Source organism: Azospirillum canadense, from assembly GCF_025961225.1.
Classification (GTDB): domain Bacteria; phylum Pseudomonadota; class Alphaproteobacteria; order Azospirillales; family Azospirillaceae; genus Azospirillum; species Azospirillum canadense.
In genome coordinates, this window is the sequence record NZ_JAOQNG010000010.1 from 1,688,750 (window position 1) to 1,706,129 (window position 17,380).

At 68.1% G+C, this 17,380-nt stretch carries 13 protein-coding genes; 8 read left to right on the plus strand and 5 right to left on the minus strand.

Features of this window, described 5'->3' with window-relative positions; all coding sequences use genetic code 11:
* Positions 1-24: 24 nt before the first annotated feature.
* The 5 genes from M2351_RS43585 to M2351_RS43605 form a co-directional block, all read right to left on the minus strand.
* The gene (locus M2351_RS43585; RefSeq protein WP_264662182.1) at positions 25-858 is read right to left on the minus strand and encodes an alpha/beta fold hydrolase; all 834 of its coding nucleotides are present in this window, start codon (positions 856-858) and stop codon (positions 25-27) included.
* On the minus strand, positions 855-1,625 hold the full coding sequence (locus tag M2351_RS43590; protein ID WP_454464610.1) for a maleate cis-trans isomerase family protein: 771 nt from the start codon (positions 1,623-1,625) through the stop codon (positions 855-857). Before M2351_RS43590 ends, M2351_RS43585 begins: the two co-directional genes overlap by 4 nt.
* A 65-nt stretch (positions 1,626-1,690) precedes the next feature.
* The gene (locus M2351_RS43595) at positions 1,691-3,292 is read right to left on the minus strand and encodes an MFS transporter (RefSeq protein ID WP_406567504.1); all 1,602 of its coding nucleotides are present in this window, start codon (positions 3,290-3,292) and stop codon (positions 1,691-1,693) included.
* A gap of 148 nt (positions 3,293-3,440) precedes the next feature.
* The gene (locus M2351_RS43600) at positions 3,441-3,956 is read right to left on the minus strand and encodes an aromatic-ring-hydroxylating dioxygenase subunit beta (RefSeq protein ID WP_264662183.1); all 516 of its coding nucleotides are present in this window, start codon (positions 3,954-3,956) and stop codon (positions 3,441-3,443) included.
* 10 nt (positions 3,957-3,966) lie between these two features.
* Positions 3,967-6,840: an FAD-dependent oxidoreductase gene (locus M2351_RS43605; protein ID WP_264662184.1), complete on the minus strand. Its 2,874-nt coding sequence runs from the start codon at positions 6,838-6,840 to the stop codon at positions 3,967-3,969.
* 378 nt (positions 6,841-7,218) lie between these two features.
* Between M2351_RS43605 and M2351_RS43610 the strand changes: the two genes are divergently transcribed.
* From M2351_RS43610 to M2351_RS43650, 8 genes are all read left to right on the plus strand, one after another.
* Positions 7,219-7,773: a MarR family transcriptional regulator gene (locus tag M2351_RS43610; RefSeq protein ID WP_264662185.1), complete on the plus strand. Its 555-nt coding sequence runs from the start codon at positions 7,219-7,221 to the stop codon at positions 7,771-7,773.
* A 702-nt stretch (positions 7,774-8,475) separates the two neighbouring features.
* Complete coding sequence (locus tag M2351_RS43615; protein WP_264662186.1) at positions 8,476-9,588, plus strand: TRAP transporter substrate-binding protein; 1,113 nt, start codon at positions 8,476-8,478, stop codon at positions 9,586-9,588.
* 60 nt (positions 9,589-9,648) lie between these two features.
* A complete protein-coding gene (locus tag M2351_RS43620) occupies positions 9,649-12,009 on the plus strand; it encodes a xanthine dehydrogenase family protein molybdopterin-binding subunit (RefSeq protein ID WP_264662187.1) in 2,361 nt (786 codons plus the stop codon).
* The gene (locus M2351_RS43625) at positions 12,006-12,833 is read left to right on the plus strand and encodes an FAD binding domain-containing protein (RefSeq protein WP_264662188.1); all 828 of its coding nucleotides are present in this window, start codon (positions 12,006-12,008) and stop codon (positions 12,831-12,833) included. Before M2351_RS43620 ends, M2351_RS43625 begins: the two co-directional genes overlap by 4 nt.
* Complete coding sequence (locus M2351_RS45035) at positions 12,830-14,035, plus strand: xanthine dehydrogenase family Fe-S subunit (RefSeq protein WP_319801973.1); 1,206 nt, start codon at positions 12,830-12,832, stop codon at positions 14,033-14,035. Before M2351_RS43625 ends, M2351_RS45035 begins: the two co-directional genes overlap by 4 nt.
* Positions 14,036-14,152: 117 nt before the next feature.
* Positions 14,153-14,692, plus strand: coding sequence for a TRAP transporter small permease subunit (locus M2351_RS43640; RefSeq protein ID WP_264662189.1), 540 nt, complete (start codon positions 14,153-14,155; stop codon positions 14,690-14,692).
* A 17-nt stretch (positions 14,693-14,709) separates the two neighbouring features.
* Complete coding sequence (locus tag M2351_RS43645; RefSeq protein ID WP_264662190.1) at positions 14,710-16,236, plus strand: TRAP transporter large permease; 1,527 nt, start codon at positions 14,710-14,712, stop codon at positions 16,234-16,236.
* A gap of 73 nt (positions 16,237-16,309) precedes the next feature.
* Positions 16,310-17,278, plus strand: coding sequence for an amidohydrolase family protein (locus M2351_RS43650; protein WP_264662191.1), 969 nt, complete (start codon positions 16,310-16,312; stop codon positions 17,276-17,278).
* The last annotated feature ends 102 nt before the right edge of the window (positions 17,279-17,380 follow it).

Consider the following 17,380-nt stretch of genomic DNA (forward strand, 5'->3'; position numbering starts at 1 on the left):
TTCTCGGTGGTCGTTTCGGCCGCCTTACGGCGCGTTCAGGAAGGGATCGATGGCGGCGAAGAAGCCGTCGAAATCGTCCCACGGGATCATGTGTCCGGCCCCGGCCACGCGCTCGACCCGAAGCGAGGGCAGCAGGGACCGCAGTTCCGCCTCGTCCTCCGGCAGGATGACTCCGGCCTTGCCGGCCACGACCAGCAGCGTGGGGACATCCAGATGCGGAACGTCGCCGTGGATGTCGTCCTCGTGGAAGCCGTGGTAGGTCGCGGTGATCGCGTCCTCGTTGCAGGTGTGCAGCCATTCGGCGCGCAGCCGCAGGTGCTCCTCGCTCCAGGCCGGCAGGAAGGGCCGCATCGCCTCCCAGTCGGCGCCGCTCCGCGCCAGGCGGATGGAGTCGATGTACCAGCCGAGCTGCGCCGGGTAGGGCCGCCGCCCCGGCCCGCTGACCGGCGGATCGACCAGCACGATCCGGCCGACCGCGGCGGTGGGGTGGCGGCGCCTCATGCGGACGGCGACACGGGCGCCCATGGAGTGGCCGAGCAGCACGAAGTCGCGCAAGCCCAACGCCTCGGCGAAGGCCGCGACGTCGTCGGCCATGGCGTCCAGCCCATAATCCAGCCCCTCCCCGGCGTCCGACAGGCCACGGCCGCGCACGTCCAGCACGTATATGTCGAAGCGCTCGCCCAGCCGTTCGGCGACGAAGCCCCAGGTGACGGCGGGGCTGGTGATGCCGGGAACGAGGATCAGCGGCGTGCCGGCGCCGCCCCCGGTCCCGCCCCCGGTCCCGCCGTAGCGCAGGTAATGCTGGCGGATCCCGTTCGCGTGGACGTTGGCCCCGTAGAGCAGCCGGCCGCCGGTCATGCCCTGCCCTCCGTTCCGTAGGCGCCGGACAGAAGCGCGCCGGCACCGGGCACCACCGGTTCGAGCTTCAGCGCCTTCAGCATGGCGTAGGTCGTGGCGACTGCCGCCGTGACCACCGGCTTGCCGGTCAGCGCCTCCACCTTTGCGACGGCCGGCAGCGACGGCATCTGGACGCAGGCCGACAGCACGACGGCGTCCACGTCGGCGGTGCGCATCCCGCGCACGATCCCCGGCAGGTTGTTCGGGTCATGCCGCGCGACGTCGAGGTTGTTCGGGATCTCCAACGCCACCCAATCCACGACCTCCACGCCCTCGGCCTCGATGTACTCGACGACCGTGCGGGTCAGCGGCTTCATGTAGGGGGCGACCAGGGCAATGCGCTTGGCCCCGATGACGCCAAGCGCGTCCACCAGGGCGCCGGCGCTGGTGACGACGGGGGCCGGCGCGCCGTTCTCCTCGGTGCGGGCGGCGAGGCGTCGCTCCGACTGGCGGTGGTAACCGAGGCCCATCGCCATGATGGCGACGAGGCAGGCGTAGCCCAGCACGTCGACACCGGCATCGCTGAGTTCAAGCGCGCAGCGGTCGGACTCGGCGTCCATCGCCGCCAGTTCCTCCTTCGTCACGTGGCGCATGCGCATGCGGCTGGAGTGAAAGGTGAAGCGCTCCGGCCGGATCAGCTGGCGCGCGGCAAGCATCGCCGGAATTTCGGTTTCCATGGTGATGTTGGAACTCGGCACGATCTGGCCGATACGGAAGCTGGTCCGCACGTCGGTCCCTTTCTTTGACGGTCGCCTGGACAGGCGAAGCAGGGTGGGAGGGTCAGTGGCGAGGATCAGTGGCGCAGGTCGCGGCCGCGCGTCTCGGGCACGCACAGCGCGCCGATCACGAAGGCGACGGCGGTGATGACCACCGGGTACCACAGGCCGAAATACATGTTTCCGGCGGACACGTTCATCGCGCTGACCACGAAGGACAGCATCCCGCCGACCCAGCCGGAGCCGAGGTGGAAGGGCAAGGACAGCGAGGTGTAGCGGATGCGCGCCGGGAACAGCTCCACCATGAAGGCGGCCATGGGACCGTAGACCATGGTCAGGTAGAGGATCGGCAGCAGCACGAACAGGAAAAGCAGCGGCCGGTTGATGGCGTCCAGGTCGGCGCGCTCCGGCCAGCCCGCGGCGACCAGCGCCCGCCGGATGCCGTCGCGGTCGAACCCGTCCAGGGACTGCGCGCCGATGGTCAGCTTTGCCGCGCTTCCGCTCTCCTCCACATGGGTGTAGGCGACGCCGAGGTCGGTCAGGTAGCCTTTGACCCGGTCGCACTCCGTCACCGGAGCGGCGAACAGGCTGACGTGGCAGTCGCCCGCGCGCAGCACGACGTCGCTCACGTCCTGGAACCGCGCCAACGCCGGGTTGGCGGCCTGCGTCAGCCCCTTGAAGATGGGCTGGGTGGTCAGGGCGGCGAGCAGGCAGGCGAGCAGGATGATGCGCTTGCGCCCGATGCGATCCGACAACCAGCCGAAGAACACGTAGCAGGGCGTGGCGATCACCAGCGCGATCCCGACATACAGATGCACCACCTCCAGCGGCACGTGCAGCGTCCGGTTCAGGAAAAACATCGTGTAAAAGTGCCCGGTGCCGAAGATCGCGCCGAGCCCGGACGCCACGACCAACAGAAGGAGGACGTTCTTCAGGTTTTCCCAGCGGGTGAAGCTTTCCAGAATGGGCGAGCGCGCGGTGGCCTTGCGTTCCTTCATCGCCAGGAAGACCGGCGATTCATGCAGCTTCGTGCGGATGTAGACCGACACGACGAGCATCAGGAAGGACACAAGGAACGGGACGCGCCAACCCCAGGCGCGGAACTCCTCCTCCGTCATCATGGATTTCAGCAGATAGACGACCAGCAGCGACAGCAGCAGGCCGATCGTCGCCGTCGTCTGGAGGGAGCTGGTGTAGAGGCCGCGCTTGGCCACCGGCGAGTGCTCGGCGACGTAGGTGACGGCGCCGCCGACCTCGCCGCCCAGCGCCAGCCCCTGGAGAAGCCGCAGCGCCACGAGCAGCACCGTCGCCGCCATGCCGATCTGCTCGTAGGTCGGCAGCAGGCCGACCCCGACGGTGGAAACGCCCATCAGCAGGATGGTGATCAGGAAGGTGTGCTTGCGGCCGATCCGGTCGCCAAGCCGCCCGAACAGCAGGGCTCCGACGGGGCGGACGAGGAAGCCGGCGCCGAAGGTCGCCAAGCTGGCCAGGAACGCGGCGGTGTCATTGCCCGCCGGAAAGAAGAAAGCACCGAAATACACCGCCAGCGCGGCGTAGATGTAGAAATCGTACCATTCCATCAGTGCGCCGAAAGACGACGCGAAGATAACCTTGCGCTCTTCCCGCGTCATCGCGCCGCTGCGTGCGGCGCCGAGATCGTTTGCGGAGCTTATCGTCACGATAACCCTCCCAGGCTGTGGCGGCGCGCGACCGGGGGTCGCGCGGCGTCGCCATGGCTAGAACCTCACCTGTTGTCTCTGTCTGCTTGTCTCTTTTTGCCCGACGTCTTTTTTGTGCGTTTGTTCGGGGCGCGGGCTGGCCCCATCATCAAACCGGGTAAACCAGCGCGTTCGGGACGAGCAGGTTGTCGTAAACGCAGCGGCGCTCCTGCAGCTTCAGGACGCCGTCCACCCGGCGGAAGCGGTCGATGTAGGTGCCAACCTGATGGATCGTGGATTCCGGGCGATCGAACAGGGTTTGCAGCACCAGATAGTTGGCCGTGGCCTCGACGGTGCCGTCCTCGCGGCCACGCAGCAGCCGGCTGGTGCCGACGATGTGGCGCAGGTAGCGGGGCGCGAACATCGCCGTCTTCTCGATGGCGAAGGCGCGATCGCGGAGCATGCCCGCCCCCTCGCAATAGACCAACCCCACCGGCAGCCCGGCGTCGTGGTTCTCCCGCGAGGTGATCAGGTAGAAGGCGTCGTCGGTGAAGAACGCCGGCCAGTCCTTCAGGCGTCCGTCGTCGAGGGCGGCGGCGTAGGCGGCGTTGAAGTCGTCGATTTCCGCGCGCAGCAGAAGCCGGTCCTGCCGCGAACCGGCGGTGGCGTCGATGATGCTGTCCATGGCCGGTTCCTCACACATCCATGACCGACCGCCAATGCCGGTACATGGCCCGGATGGCGGATTCCGAAATCAGCGTGTCGGAGGTCCCGGCCTCCGTCGCTGGGTCGAGCGCGACCAGATGCCGGCCGTCCGGGATGTTCTTCATGCCGTCCTGGACGTACTTGATGGCCTCGTTGTCCTCCAGCCCGAGGAAGCCGGCCGGACCCATCAGGTTGCCCTGGCGCAGGCGGTGGCGCAGCATCTCGTCGTCGTCGCCTTCGAAGCCGAACATGGTCCAGTTCATGATGAACTCGTTCGGGCCCGTGGGCACGATCTGGCGGATGCCCAGCGTGTTCATCTCGCGCTGGACGATCATGTTCGGCCAGACCGTCATCATGGTGACCGACCAGGGTGAGTCGAACTCCGGCCGGTAATCGACGAAGCGCGGCTCCTCCAGCACCATGCCTTCCTGGTAGGCGCGCATCTCCTTCTTGTTTTCCTGGCTGACGTTCTTGCCGTCGCTCTTGGCCGACGCCATGACTCCGTGCCGGCCGCTCTCGTCGCACAGCATCAGCGAGCGGTTGCCCGCCACCAGCAGGCCGAAGGACACCAGGAAGGTGTGCAGCAGCGTGGCGTGGTACGGGTCCTTCAGGTTCTCGTGGTAGAGCTTCCAGTTGCCGGGCAGCGTGTTGCGGTAATAGCCCAGCACCTTCAGCGGCCGGCCGTCGAAGGTCGCCTCGAACTCGCCCAGGATGTCGGGACCGAGATAGTCGGCCAGCGGTTCCATGTCCGAGGCATAGGAGGCGAACACGACGCCGCGGTGCGTGGTGACCGTCAGCTGCGTCAGCCCGTGGTCCTGCGCCCGGAAATCCTTGGGCATACCGCCCTTGCCGTCCACGCCGCGCCGGAAGGGCACGCCGACGAGGTTGCCCTTCAGGTCATAGCTCCACTGGTGGTACGGGCAGACGAACTCCTTCGCGTTGCCACGCAGCGACCGGCAGAACTCGGCGGCGCGGTGGGCGCAGCGGTTCTCGAAGACGTTGATGCTGCCGTCCTCGGCGCGCGACACCACCACCGGCGTCGGGCCCACGTTGGAGCGCACATGATCGCCGGGGTTGGGGATCTCCGCTTCCAGCGCGACGTAGTTCCAGGTGCGGCCGTGGAAAATGCGCTCCACCTCGCGCTTGTAGATGGTCTCGTCGGTGTAGACCCAGTCCGGAATGCGCGTCAGCCCTTCCTCGGGCCAACGGAAATTCGGCTGTGGATGATCCATGGTCGAATATTCCTCTGCGGAGGCGCCATCCGCGGCACAGGCCGTCGGCGCGCCGGACATCACGGTGGAAGACAGCGGGGCGGCGCCGAGCGACGCCGCGTCGACGGGCGCGCCGGACTCGATGCGCGCGCGGGCGTCGCGGATGGCTTGCGGGTCGTCGAAGGCGATGGCTGCCGACAGCGTCCCGCCCTCCAGCAGGTAGAGAACCGAGCCCGCCTCCCCCGCCGTTCCGCGGACGAGCACGGACGCGTCGCGCGACGGCAGCCCGATCATCTGGATGTTGCGGTCGAACTGGTCGGTCCAGAACCAGGGCGTGCGGCTGTAAGTCGTCTCCTGCCCGGCCATGGTCCGGCCGGCGGCGATGGCCTGTTCCTGCGCGTGCTGCCAGGATTCCAGGCGGCAGCGCCGGCCGTTGATCGGCGTGGGATAATGCGCCACGTCGCCTGCGGCGAAGATGGCGGGGTCGGAGGTGCGCCCCTCCCCGTCCACCACAATGCCGTCCGCCACGGCAAGGCCGGCGTCCCGCGCCAGTTCCAGGTTGGCCTCGGTGCCGATCCCCACCACCACGACGTCGGCCGCGACGGAGTCGTCACCGGCGCAGTCCACCCGCAGTCCGACCACGTCGCTCCGAATGGCCGCGACCTGCACGCCGAAGCGGAAGGCGACGCCCTGCCCTTCGGCCAGCGCCTGGAGCACCCGGCCGGCGGCCGGCGGCAACAGCCGCTCCAGCGGCGTGTCCGCGCGCTCCAGGATCGTCACCGCCGCGCCCAGCTTGCGGGCGGCCGAGGCGATCTCCAGCCCGATGAAGCCGGCACCGATCACCACGACCCGCTTCGCCGCCGTCAACGCCGCCCCAAGCGCCTCGGCGTCCGCGATCGTACGCAGGTGATGGACGCCCGGCAGGTCGGCGCCGGGAGCCGGCAAGCGCCGCGCCCGCGCGCCGGTGGCGATCAGCAGCTTGTCGTAGGGCACGCTCGACCCGTAGGACAAGGAAACCGTCCGGGCCGCCCGGTCGATGGCGGTGACACGGCAGCCGGAACAGAAGCCGACGTTAAGGCTGGACAGCCGCTCCGCCGGAAGCACGCGGATGGACTCCCGCGTGGTAGTGCCGAGCAGCAATTCCTTCGACAGCGGCGGCCGTTCGTAGGGCGCCTCGTCCTCGTCGCCGATCAGCAGGATGGGGCCGGCGTGCCCCGCCTGCCGCATCGCCTCGGCAGCACGGGCACCGGCCTGGCCGGCACCGAGGATGACCAGCCGCTCGCCGGTCCCGGCGGCGGGCGCCACCGGCTCCCCGGCGGGTGTCTCCGCCTCCTCGCCCGCGCTGCGGGTCAGATCCACATAGACGGCCCCGTTCTCCTCCTTCGCCGCAAAGGTGCGCAGGTCGGTGCTGGCCGGAGCCGTCTTCGCCTTGCCGGTCCGGATGTCGAAGAGCGCCTGATGAAGGGGGCACTCGACGCAGCCGTCCTCGACATAGCCGTCGGAGAGAAACGCGAATTGGTGCGTGCAGATGTTGTGCGTCGCATAGACGGCGCCATCCACCCGGAACAGCGCGACAGGAGTGCCCTCCACGTCGACGCCAAGGGCGCCGCTCTCCCTGACATCGCCCGACGATGCCACCTGAACCCAGGGCATGGCCGTCGACCTCCTCATTGTTCTGATAATGATCAGTATACCTACATAACAGGCACCAGCAAGCGGAATGTGATGGTATACTGACTATCGGGAACCAACGTGGTTGACGCCCACCCCAGCCTTCAGCCCCAGGAAAATCCGGCGCCATATAGGAGGTTGTGCCCCATATTTGGTCGAAGTGCCCGTTTGTCGGGCGCTGAAATGCGGGGTATAACGGTGATTGTGGGAGCATCCGCGGACGGCCGGGAACGGAAGGCCCAGATCGGAAGGCCGCGAACGGCTCCGTGGGAATGGGCACGCCGTCACCCGTTTCCGGCGCGGCGCCGGCGGCACGCCCCGCGCGCCCCTTCGACGCATCTTTGCAGAAACGGTACCAGAATGTCCGAACTCAAGAAGACCGCCGCCAAGCGAACCGCTCGCGCCGCCAAGCCCGAACCCGCCGAAGCCGCCGAGACCGCGCCGGTCAACCTGCTGATCGACCACATGCCCCTGTGGGCCCGGCCCGGCTATCTCGTGCGCCGCCTGCACCAGATCCACTACGCGCTGTTCTTCGAGGAATGCGGGGATTTCGACATCACGCCGGTCCAGTACGGGCTGCTGACGTCGCTGGCGGAAAACCCGAATATCGACCAGAACTCGCTGGGCCGGGAACTGGGGATCGACCGCACCAACGTCGCCGACGTGCTCAACCGCCTCGGGAAGCGGGGCCTGATCGAACGCAGCCGCAGCACCGAGGACAAGCGCATGGTGCTGACCCGCCTCACGCCGGAAGGGGAGCGGATCACGCGCGAGATGTACGGCGCCATGCAGAAGGCGCAGCTGCGCCTGCTGGAACCGCTTCTGCCGGAGGAGCGCAACGCCTTCCTGACCATGCTGATCCGCCTCGTCGACGGCAACAACCACCTGGGCCGCGCCATCTTCCGGCCGACCTGAGCGCGCCCCTTCCGCCAATGCTCCAGCGCCGCGGGACCATCGCCCCGCGGCGGCGCGCGACCGGAAAGCCTGGGCGTCCGCGCCCCGCCGGCTGTCGCTTGCGTGTATGAGGCTGTACGGAGCAAAATCCCGTTTGCCAAGCGCAGTTGCCAAACGCAGTCCCGGACCGCAAGCACGCGGCGGCACCGCCCATGTCCGCCCACCGCCCGAACATCCTCCCGGAAAATCAACCGGCAACCACCCGATCGCGCCCGAATTCCGTCGTAAAAAGGCGTTGACGGGGGTGCGACAATTAGTCAGTATACCATCATGTTTGGCGCCCGGACGTGGATCCCATGGGCCGGCGCCGGACCGAAGGCGCACACGGTATCGCTCCCGGAAGAGAGACACGTGACTGCGGCGAGACGGACATCGGCACAACGCAAACGAGCATCCCGTGGCCGTTGGCGCCGCGCTGCCCCGTTGCGGACCCGGATCCGGCTCCTCCGTCCTTCGCGCACCCTCCCTTCCCGACGAAACATCATCGGCTGACGGCCCCCGCCGACAGCGATAAGGCCGACAGCGACAGGGCCGGACGCGGCCCTTCGGCACGCATGGCAACTGCCCGGCACCGCCGCGCGCCCAAATAAAAAAGCCCAATCAAACAAGAACGACTCAAACAAGAACACACAGACGAACAAACGACAGGGACGAGGTAGAGACATGAAACGTCGCGCTTTCCTCACCACCGCCGCCAACACCGCCGCCACCGCCGCGGTGTCCGGCCTTGCCGTCGGCACCGTCAGCGCCCCCGCCCTCGCGCAGGGCACGCCGGCGGTCCGCTGGCGCATGGCCACCAGCTGGCCGAAGAGCCTGGACACCATCCACGGCTCGGCCGAGGCGATGTGCCACCGCATCGCCCAGCTCACCGAGGGCAAGTTCGAGATCCGGCCCTTCGCCGGCGGCGAAATCGTCCCGGCGGGCCAGGTGCTGGACGCGGTGCAGAACAACACCGTCGAATGCGGGCACACGCTGGCCTCCTTCTACATCGGCAAGAACACCGCCTACGGCATCGACGGCGGGCTGCCTTTCGGCCTGAACGCGCGCCAGCACGCGGCGTGGCTGCATTATGGCGGCGGCATGGAGCTGCTGCGCGACTTCTACGGCCGCAACGGTCTGGTCAACTTCCTGGTGGGCAACGTCGGCGTCCAGATGGGCGGCTGGTACCGCAAGGAGATCAAGAGCGTCGAGGATCTGAACGGCCTGAAGTTCCGCGTCGGCGGCTTCGGCGGGCTGGTGCTGACCAAGCTCGGCGTGGTACCGCAGCAGATCGCCGCCTCCGACATCTACACCGGCCTGGAGAAGGGCACCATCGACGCGGCGGAGTGGATCGGCCCCTACGACGACGAGAAGCTCGGCTTCGCCAAGGTCGCGAAATACTACTACACGCCCGGTTGGTGGGAAGGGTCGGCGGCCATCACCGGCCTCGTCAGCACCGCGGCATGGAACAACCTGCCGGACCCCTTCAAGGTGGCGTTCGAGACGGCGGCGAACGAGCAGGCGCTGCTCATGCAGGCCAAGTACGACGCGAAGAACCCCGAAGCGTTGCGCCGTCTGGTCGGTATGGGCGTGCAGCTTCGCGCCTTCCCGCGCCCTGTCATGGAGGCCTGCTACAAGGCGAGCATGGAGGTCCTGAAGGAAAACGCCGAGAAGAACCCGGATTTCGCCAAGATCTACGACTCCTGGAAGACCTTCCACGACACGTCCAACTCGTGGTTCGCGCTGGCCGAAAACCAACTCGACTCGTTCCGCTACACGGCGCAACGTAAGGCGTAAAGAGAACGGCCGGCAACGCACCGGCCACCGGGATGCGTTCACGATAGGGGTTGAGGGTTCATGAGCCACACGGGTATCGGCGCGCGGGTGCGCCGAAAGGAGGACGCACGCCACCTGATGGGGCGCGGGCGTTTCGTCGGCGACATCAAGATGCCGGGCCTCCGGGACGTTGCGTTCCTGCGCAGCACGCACGCCCACGCCCGCATCCGTTCGGTCACCAAGCCGGCGGGTGCGGAGGGGGCCCTCTACACGGTCGATGACCTCGCGGGCCTGAGCCCCATCGTGACGCGGTCCACCATCCCCGGCTACAAGGAGTCGACCCACTGGCCGCTGGCCTCCGGCAAGGTCCGCTTCGTCGGGGAGCCGGTGGCCATGGCCGTGGCGGCCAACCGTGCCGAGGCGGAGGATCTGTGCGACGCCGTGCTGGTCGATTTCGACCCGCTGCCGGTGATCGCCAGCAGCGAGGCCGGGCGCGCGCCCGACGCCCCGCGCATTCACGAGGAGTGGAGCGACAACCTCTTCCTGGAGAGCGGCTTCGACAGCGAGGTCGAGGAAGTTGCGCGCACCGCCCCCGTCAAGGTCACGCGCGAATACCGCACCGCCCGCCAGTGCATGCACCCCATGGAAGGCAAGGGCGTGCTCGCCTACTGGGACTACCAGGCGTCCCAGTTGGTCGTGGTGACCTCCACCCAGGTGCCGCACATGATCCGCACCGGGCTCGCCGAATGCCTGGGGCTCGACCAGGCGCGCATCCGTGTGATGCCGCCCGACGTCGGCGGCGGCTTCGGCTACAAGTGCGTGCTCCAGCCCGAGGAGGTGCTGATCGCCTGGCTGGCGCTGACGCGCAAGACCCCCTTCCGTTGGGTGGAGGACCGGCGCGAGCACCTGACCGCCGGGGCCAACACACGGCAGCACCAGTACCGCATTACCGCCTACGCCGACGAGCGCGGGCGCCTGCTCGGCCTCGACGCCGAGGTGATGGTGGACACCGGCGCCTATTCGGTCTGGCCCTTCACCGCCTGCCTGGAGCCGTCGCAGATCGCCGGCAACCTGCCCGGCCCCTATGACTTCCAGGCCTACCGCTGCAAGACCTACACGGTCGCAACCAACAAGCCGGCCTTCACACCCTACCGCGGGGTGGCGCGACCCGGCGTCTGCTTCGCCATGGAGCTGACCATCGACGCCATCGCCCGCGCGGTCGGGCGGGAGCCGGTGGACGTGCGCGCGGAGAACCTGGTCACCGCCGACCAGATGCCCTTCACCAACGTCACCAAGAAGCATTTCGACAGCGGCGACTACCCGGCCTCCCTGCGCCGGGCGCGCGAGATGATCAAGATGGACGAGGTGCGGGAGCGCCAGGGCGCGGCCGAGCCCGACGGACGGCGCATCGGGCTGGGCTTCGCCACCTACACGGAGCAGTCGGCGCACGGGACGTCGGTCTTCAGCTCCTGGGGCCTGTCGGTGATCCCGGGCTTCGACCAGGCGAGCGTCAAGATCACGCCGGACGGCGGCGTCGAGGTGCGCGCCGGCATCCACACCATCGGCCAGGGGCTGGAAACCACGCTTGCGCAGATCGCCAGCGAGATCCTGACCATCCCCATCGACCGGATCACGGTGACGCTGGGCGACACCGCGACCACCCCCTACTCCACCGGCGCCTACGCCTCGCGCGGGATCGTCATGTCGGGCGGCGCCACCTCCAAGGCCGCGCAGGTGGTGGCCGGGCAGGTCCGGCGCATCGCCGCCCACCTGATGAAATGCACGCCGGAGGAGGTCGAGCTGAAGGACGGCCGCATCTTCGCCGGCAACCGCAGCATCACTTTCGCCGACGTCGGATTCGCCTGGTACATGCGCCCCGACCTGCTGCCCGCCGGCGTGGACAGCCGCGGGCTGGAGGCGACGGAAGCCTACAAGCCGGACGTGGACTCCGGCGTCTTCTCCTACGCCACCCACGCCGCCGTCGTGGCGGTGGATCCCAAGACCGGCATGGTGGAGATCCTGGACTACGTCATCGTCGAGGACTGCGGCCGCCGCGTGAATCCGATGATCGTGGAGGGCCAGGCCTATGGCGGCACGGCGCAGGGCATCGGCACCGCCCTGTTCGAGGAGAGCCCGTACGACGATCTCGGCCAGCCGCTCGCCTCGACGCTTCTCGACTACCTGCTGCCGGGACCGACCGAGTTGCCCTCGATCCGCATGGACCATTTCGAGACGCTCTCGCCCTACTCCGCGCACGGCATCAAGGGGGTCGGCGAAGGCGGGGCCATTGCACCGCCGGCCGCCATCGTCAACGCCATCAACGACGCCCTGGCACCGCTCGGCGCGGAACTGACCCAAATTCCCGCGACGCCGGAACGCATCCTCGCCGCCATCCTGGCCGCCAAGGGCCAAATGGAGAAAAGCCGGGAGACCGCCGCATGAAAGCCCCCGTTTTCGACTATCACCGCGCCCGCAGCGTCCAGGACGCGCTGGCGGCGCTGGCCGACGGGAACGGCGACGCCAAGCCGATGGCCGGCGGCTGCTCCCTCGGGCCGATGCTCAACCTGCGGCTGGCGCGGCCCACCCGGGTGGTCGACCTGCGCCACGCGCCCGAACTGCGCCGGGTCGAGGAGACCAGCGACCGCCTCATCATCGGCGCCCTCTGGACCCACGCGGAGATCGAGGACGGCGCGATGCCGTGCGCCACCAACGGCTTCCTGCCGTCGGTGGCGCACGGCATCGCTTACCGCGCCGTCCGCAACCGCGGCACCATCGGCGGCAGCGTCGCCCACGCCGACCCGGCCGCCGATTGGATCTCCACCCTGCTGACGCTCGACGCGCGGCTGCTGATCCACGCTCCGGACGGCGAGCGGCAGGCGTCCATCGACACCTTCATGCTCGGCGGCTACAGCACGGAACTGGGCGACGACGAGCTGCTGACCGGCATCGTCCTGCCGAAGCTGTCCAGCCGGGGCCGCTGGGCCTACCATAAGATCTGCCGCAAGACCGGCGAGTTCGCGAAGGCCATCGGGGCCGTGCTGCACGATCCGGAACGCGGCCTGACCCGCGTGGTCTGCGGCGCCATCGAGCGCACGCCCATCCTGCTGGAGGAGACGTCCGCCGCGCTCGGCCGCGCGGGACCGCAGGCCGCCGCCGCGGTCCTGAGGGACGAGATCGACCGGCGGCTTTCCGACCACGACGCCGTCTTCCGCCAGATGCACCACACGGCCGTGGACCGTGCGCTTGCCGAATTGGGGTCGAAATGAACCGGGTTCCCGTCACCATCACCGTCAACGGCCAGCCCTTTACCGCCAGCGTCGAGCCGCGCCAGCACCTTGCGGATTTCCTGCGCGAGACGGTCGGGCTGACCGGCACCCACCTGGGCTGCGAACAAGGCGTGTGCGGCGCCTGCACCGTCGAGATCGACGGCCGCCCACAACGGTCCTGCATCGCCTTCGCCGTGGCCTGCGACGGGTCCACCGTCCGCACCGTGGAGGGCTTCGACGACGACCCGACCATGAGCGAGCTGCGCGAGGCCTTCTCGACGCACCATGGGCTGCAGTGCGGCTTCTGCACGCCGGGCATGCTGATCACCTCGCGCGACATCGTCCGGCGCTGCGGCGAGACCGACGAACGGACGATCCGCGAGGAGTTGAGCGGCAACCTCTGCCGCTGCACCGGCTACATGGGCATCGTCGCCGCCGTCGGCAGCGTGTGCCGGGGCAAGACTCCGGAGGTCGAGGCTCCGCCGGTCGCGACCCCCGTTCCGGCCGCGGCGACGGCCCCCATTCGCCTGCCGGAGCCCGCAATGGCGGCCGGCGCGCCCGTCCGCCCGTCCATGGCGCCCGCACCGGCCCCCTCCGTCGCGGCAACCCCGCTCGCGTCGGCGGCCGGCGACAGCGCCGGCTGGACGGCCATCGACCAGACCATCACCGTGGCCGCGGCCCCCGCGACGGTGTGGGACGCGCTGGGCGATGTCCGCGGCGTCGCCGCCTGCCTGCCCGGTGCCGAGGTCGAGAAGCTGGAGGGTGAAAGCCTGACCGGCCGCATGAGCGTGCGTTTCGGCCCGATCAAGGCGCGCTTCGCCGGCGAAGGCACGGTCCGGCGCGACGAGTCCGCGCACACCGGCCGCGTGACCGGCGCCGGGCGCGACAGCGGCAGCGGCTCCCAGGCCGCCGGAGAGGTCGTCTATCGGGTGGTCGAGGGCGAACGGCCGGACAGCGCCACCGTCGTGGTCACCATCCGTTACCGGCTGACCGGGACGCTGGCGCAGTTCTCGCGCGGTGCGCTGGTCCAGGATTTCGTCCGCCGCATGGCCGAAACCTTCGCGTCCAACCTGTCCGCCTCGCTGGCACCCCGCGCTGACGGGGCTCCGCCGCAGGCCGCCAAGCCGGTCGAGATGAACGTCCTGGCTATGCTGGTGTCGGTGCTCGCCGGCCGGATCAAGCGGCTGTTCACCAGCGCATAAGCCAGGGGCCGACAGCCTCCCGCGGCCTTTGACGGCGCCTCCGACGCGCACCCCAGCGGTGCGCGACTGCGCCCGGCTGTCCGCGATCGTCTCAATTTCCAACAGGGGAGCACGAAGGTGCACGCAGCCCTGTCCCTGTCGCGCGGCATCGACCGTCTGAACAACGGCATCGGCAAGCTCGTCTACTGGCTGGTGCTGGCCGCGGTCGTGGTCAGCTCGGTCAACGCGGTGGTCCGCTACAGCATCAACTACAGCTCCAACGCCTGGCTGGAGCTGCAGTGGTACCTGTTCGCCGCCATCTTCATGTTGTGCTCGGGCTACACGTTCCTGCGCAACGAACACATCCGCATCGACATCGTGCTCGGCCGCTTCTCCAAGAAGGTCCAGGCGGCGGTCGACGTCTTTGGCATCATCGTCTTCCTGTTCCCGATGGCCATCCTGATCATGTGGCTGTCCTGGCCGATGTTCAAAGACAGCTTCGTCACCCACGAGATGTCGAGCGACGCCGGCGGCCTGATCCGCTGGCCGGCCAAGCTGCTGGTTCCCGTCGGCTTCTTCCTGCTCACCGCGCAGGGCCTGTCGGAGCTGATCAAGCGCATCGCCTTCCTCGCCGGGGTCACCGACCAGCCCGGCGGCGCGATGCACGGCCACTCCTAAGCTCCGGGACCCTTACCATGGCTGAAATGCTCGTCGCCAACATGGCGCCGTTTATGTTCGTGGCGCTGGTCGCCTTCATGCTTCTGGGTTTCCCGGTCGCCTTCGCGCTGGCCGCCAACGGTCTCATGTTCGGCCTGATCGGCGTGGAACTGGGGCTGCTGACCCCGGCCCTGTTCCAGGCCCTGCCGGAACGCGTGTTCGGCATCATGCGCAACGACACGCTGCTGGCCATCCCCTTCTTCACCTTCATGGGCCTGATCCTCGAACGATCCGGCATGGCCGAGGACCTGCTCGACACCATCGGGCAGCTGTTCGGCCCCTTGCGCGGCGGTCTGGCCTACGCGGTGATCTTCGTCGGCGCCCTGCTCGCCGCCACCACCGGCGTGGTCGCCGCCTCGGTCATCTCCATGGGCCTGATCTCGCTGCCGATCATGCTGCGCTACGGCTACGACCGCCGGCTGGCGTCGGGCGTCATCGCGGCATCGGGCACGCTGGCCCAGATCATCCCGCCGTCGCTGGTGCTGATCGTGCTGGCCGACCAGCTCGGCCGCTCGGTCGGCGACATGTACGCCGGCGCCCTGGTCCCGGGGCTGGTGCTGACCGGCCTGTACGCCGGCTACATCCTGATCATGACCATCGTGCGGCCGGAGTTCGCCCCGGCCCTGCCGCCGGAGGCGCGCTCCTTGCGCGGCTTCAAGCTGCTGCTGCGCGTGCTGACCTCGCTGGTGCCGCCGCTGGTGCTGATCTTCCTGGTGCTGGGCACCATCTTCCTCGGCATCGCGACGCCGACGGAGGGCGGCGCCATGGGCGCGGCGGGGGCCATCCTGCTGGCGCTGGCCAAGCGCAAGCTCGGGCTGGGGCTGCTCCGGCAGGCGATGGACACGACGGCCAAGCTGTCGTCCTTCGTGATCTTCATCCTGATCGGCTCGACGGTGTTCGGCCTGGTGTTCCGCGCGGTCAACGGCGACCTGTGGGTGGAGCATCTGCTGACCAACCTGCCGGGCGGCGAGCTGGGCTTCCTGATCGTCGTCAACCTGATGGTCTTCGTGCTGGCCTTCTTCCTCGACTTCTTCGAGCTGGCCTTCATCATCGTGCCGCTGCTCGGGCCGGTCGCGGAGAAGCTGGGCATCGACCTGATCTGGTTCGGCGTGCTGCTCGGCGTGAACATGCAAACCTCCTTCATGCACCCGCCCTTCGGCTTCGCCCTGTTCTACTTGCGCAGCGTCGCGCCGCGCGAGGATTACAAGGACAAGATCACCGGCAGGATCATCGCGAAGATCACCACCGGCCAGATCTACTGGGGCGCCGTGCCCTTCGTGATCATCCAGCTGATCATGGTGGCGCTGGTCATCGCCTTCCCCGACCTGGTCTTCTCCGGCCTGGACCGCGGCGAAAAGATCGACCTCGACAAGGTGAAGATCGAGATCCCTGAAATCTCCGACAGCCTACAACCCTTGGATCCGGGCGCCCTGGGAAGCGACGACAGCGCCCAGGGCGGTGACCCGGCGCTCGACGCGATGCGCCAGTTCCAGAAGACCAATTGATCCGGCGTCTTCTCCCGCGGGTTGGGGAACGTCCGGCGACCACACACAAGACACACAAAAAGGGACGATGAGGATGACCAGCAGGATTCGGAAGATCGCTCTGGAAGAGCATTTCACGGCGCCGGGTTTCGAACGTTACTCGAAGGTGTTCACGAAGCTCATGGACAGCGCCTCGCAGGCTCAGCTTGCGGCGCGTCTGGCGGATTTCGATGAACTGCGGCTCGCGGAGATGGACCGCGCAGGCATCGACATCTCCGTCCTGTCGCAGACCGGCCCCAGCGTGCAGGCCGAGCCGGATCAGGCCCAGGCGATCCGCTACGCGCAGGAAAACAATGACTTCCTGGCGCGGCAGATCCAGCGGCATCCGGACCGCCTCGCCGGCTTCGCATCGCTTCCCATGCACGCGCCACGCGCAGCGGCGGACGAGCTGGAGCGCGCCGTCAACGACCTGGGCTTCAAGGGCGCGCTCGTGAACGGACACACGAACGGCGTCTATTACGACGATCCGGCCTATGACGCGTTCTGGGACCGGATGCAAGCGCTGGATGTGCCTCTCTACCTGCATCCCACGGACCCATCGCCCATTCCCAGCGCCTACGCCGGGCACCCCGAACTGGCCGGGGCGGTGTGGGGCTGGGGCGTCGAAACCGGAACCCATGCCCTGAGACTGCTGTTCGGCGGCGTGTTCGATCGCTTTCCACGCCTCAAGCTGATCCTCGGCCACATGGGTGAAGGCCTTCCCATGCTGCGGTGGCGCTTCGACAGCCGGTTCGCCGTTTATTCGCACGGCATCCGACTGGAGCGCCGGCCGTCGGAATATTTCGGCCGAAACATCGTCATCACCACCTCCGGCGTCTGCTCGCCCGCCGCCTTGCAATGCGCAATCGACGAAATGGGCGCGGAGGCGGTGATGTTCTCGGTGGACTATCCCTATGAATCGACGGCTATTGCCGCGGATTTCATCGAGCAGGCACCAGTTTCCGAGGATGTCAGGCAACTCGTCTGCCATGGCAATGCTGAACGACTGTTGAAGCTCCGTTAGCATTACAGTCGTTTTTCCATCGGGTCGGGCACGGCGTTCCCAGTGGGAGCGTTGGGCCCGCTGCTGGTGGCGTCTTCGCCAGACCGACCACGTGATAATGGC

Bases quoted from the DNA above. Each gene is read 5' to 3' on its own strand.
- M2351_RS43585 (WP_264662182.1), bottom strand. From the start codon at position 858: ATGACCGGCGGCCGGCTGCTCTACGGGGCCAACGTCCACGCGAACGGG.
- M2351_RS43600 (WP_264662183.1), bottom strand. From the start codon at position 3,956: ATGGACAGCATCATCGACGCCACCGCCGGTTCGCGGCAGGACCGGCTT.
- M2351_RS43605 (WP_264662184.1), bottom strand. From the start codon at position 6,840: ATGCCCTGGGTTCAGGTGGCATCGTCGGGCGATGTCAGGGAGAGCGGC.
- M2351_RS43610 (WP_264662185.1), top strand. From the start codon at position 7,219: ATGTCCGAACTCAAGAAGACCGCCGCCAAGCGAACCGCTCGCGCCGCC.
- M2351_RS43615 (WP_264662186.1), top strand. From the start codon at position 8,476: ATGAAACGTCGCGCTTTCCTCACCACCGCCGCCAACACCGCCGCCACC.
- M2351_RS43620 (WP_264662187.1), top strand. From the start codon at position 9,649: ATGAGCCACACGGGTATCGGCGCGCGGGTGCGCCGAAAGGAGGACGCA.
- M2351_RS43625 (WP_264662188.1), top strand. From the start codon at position 12,006: ATGAAAGCCCCCGTTTTCGACTATCACCGCGCCCGCAGCGTCCAGGAC.
- M2351_RS45035 (WP_319801973.1), top strand. From the start codon at position 12,830: ATGAACCGGGTTCCCGTCACCATCACCGTCAACGGCCAGCCCTTTACC.
- M2351_RS43645 (WP_264662190.1), top strand. From the start codon at position 14,710: ATGGCTGAAATGCTCGTCGCCAACATGGCGCCGTTTATGTTCGTGGCG.
- M2351_RS43650 (WP_264662191.1), top strand. From the start codon at position 16,310: ATGACCAGCAGGATTCGGAAGATCGCTCTGGAAGAGCATTTCACGGCG.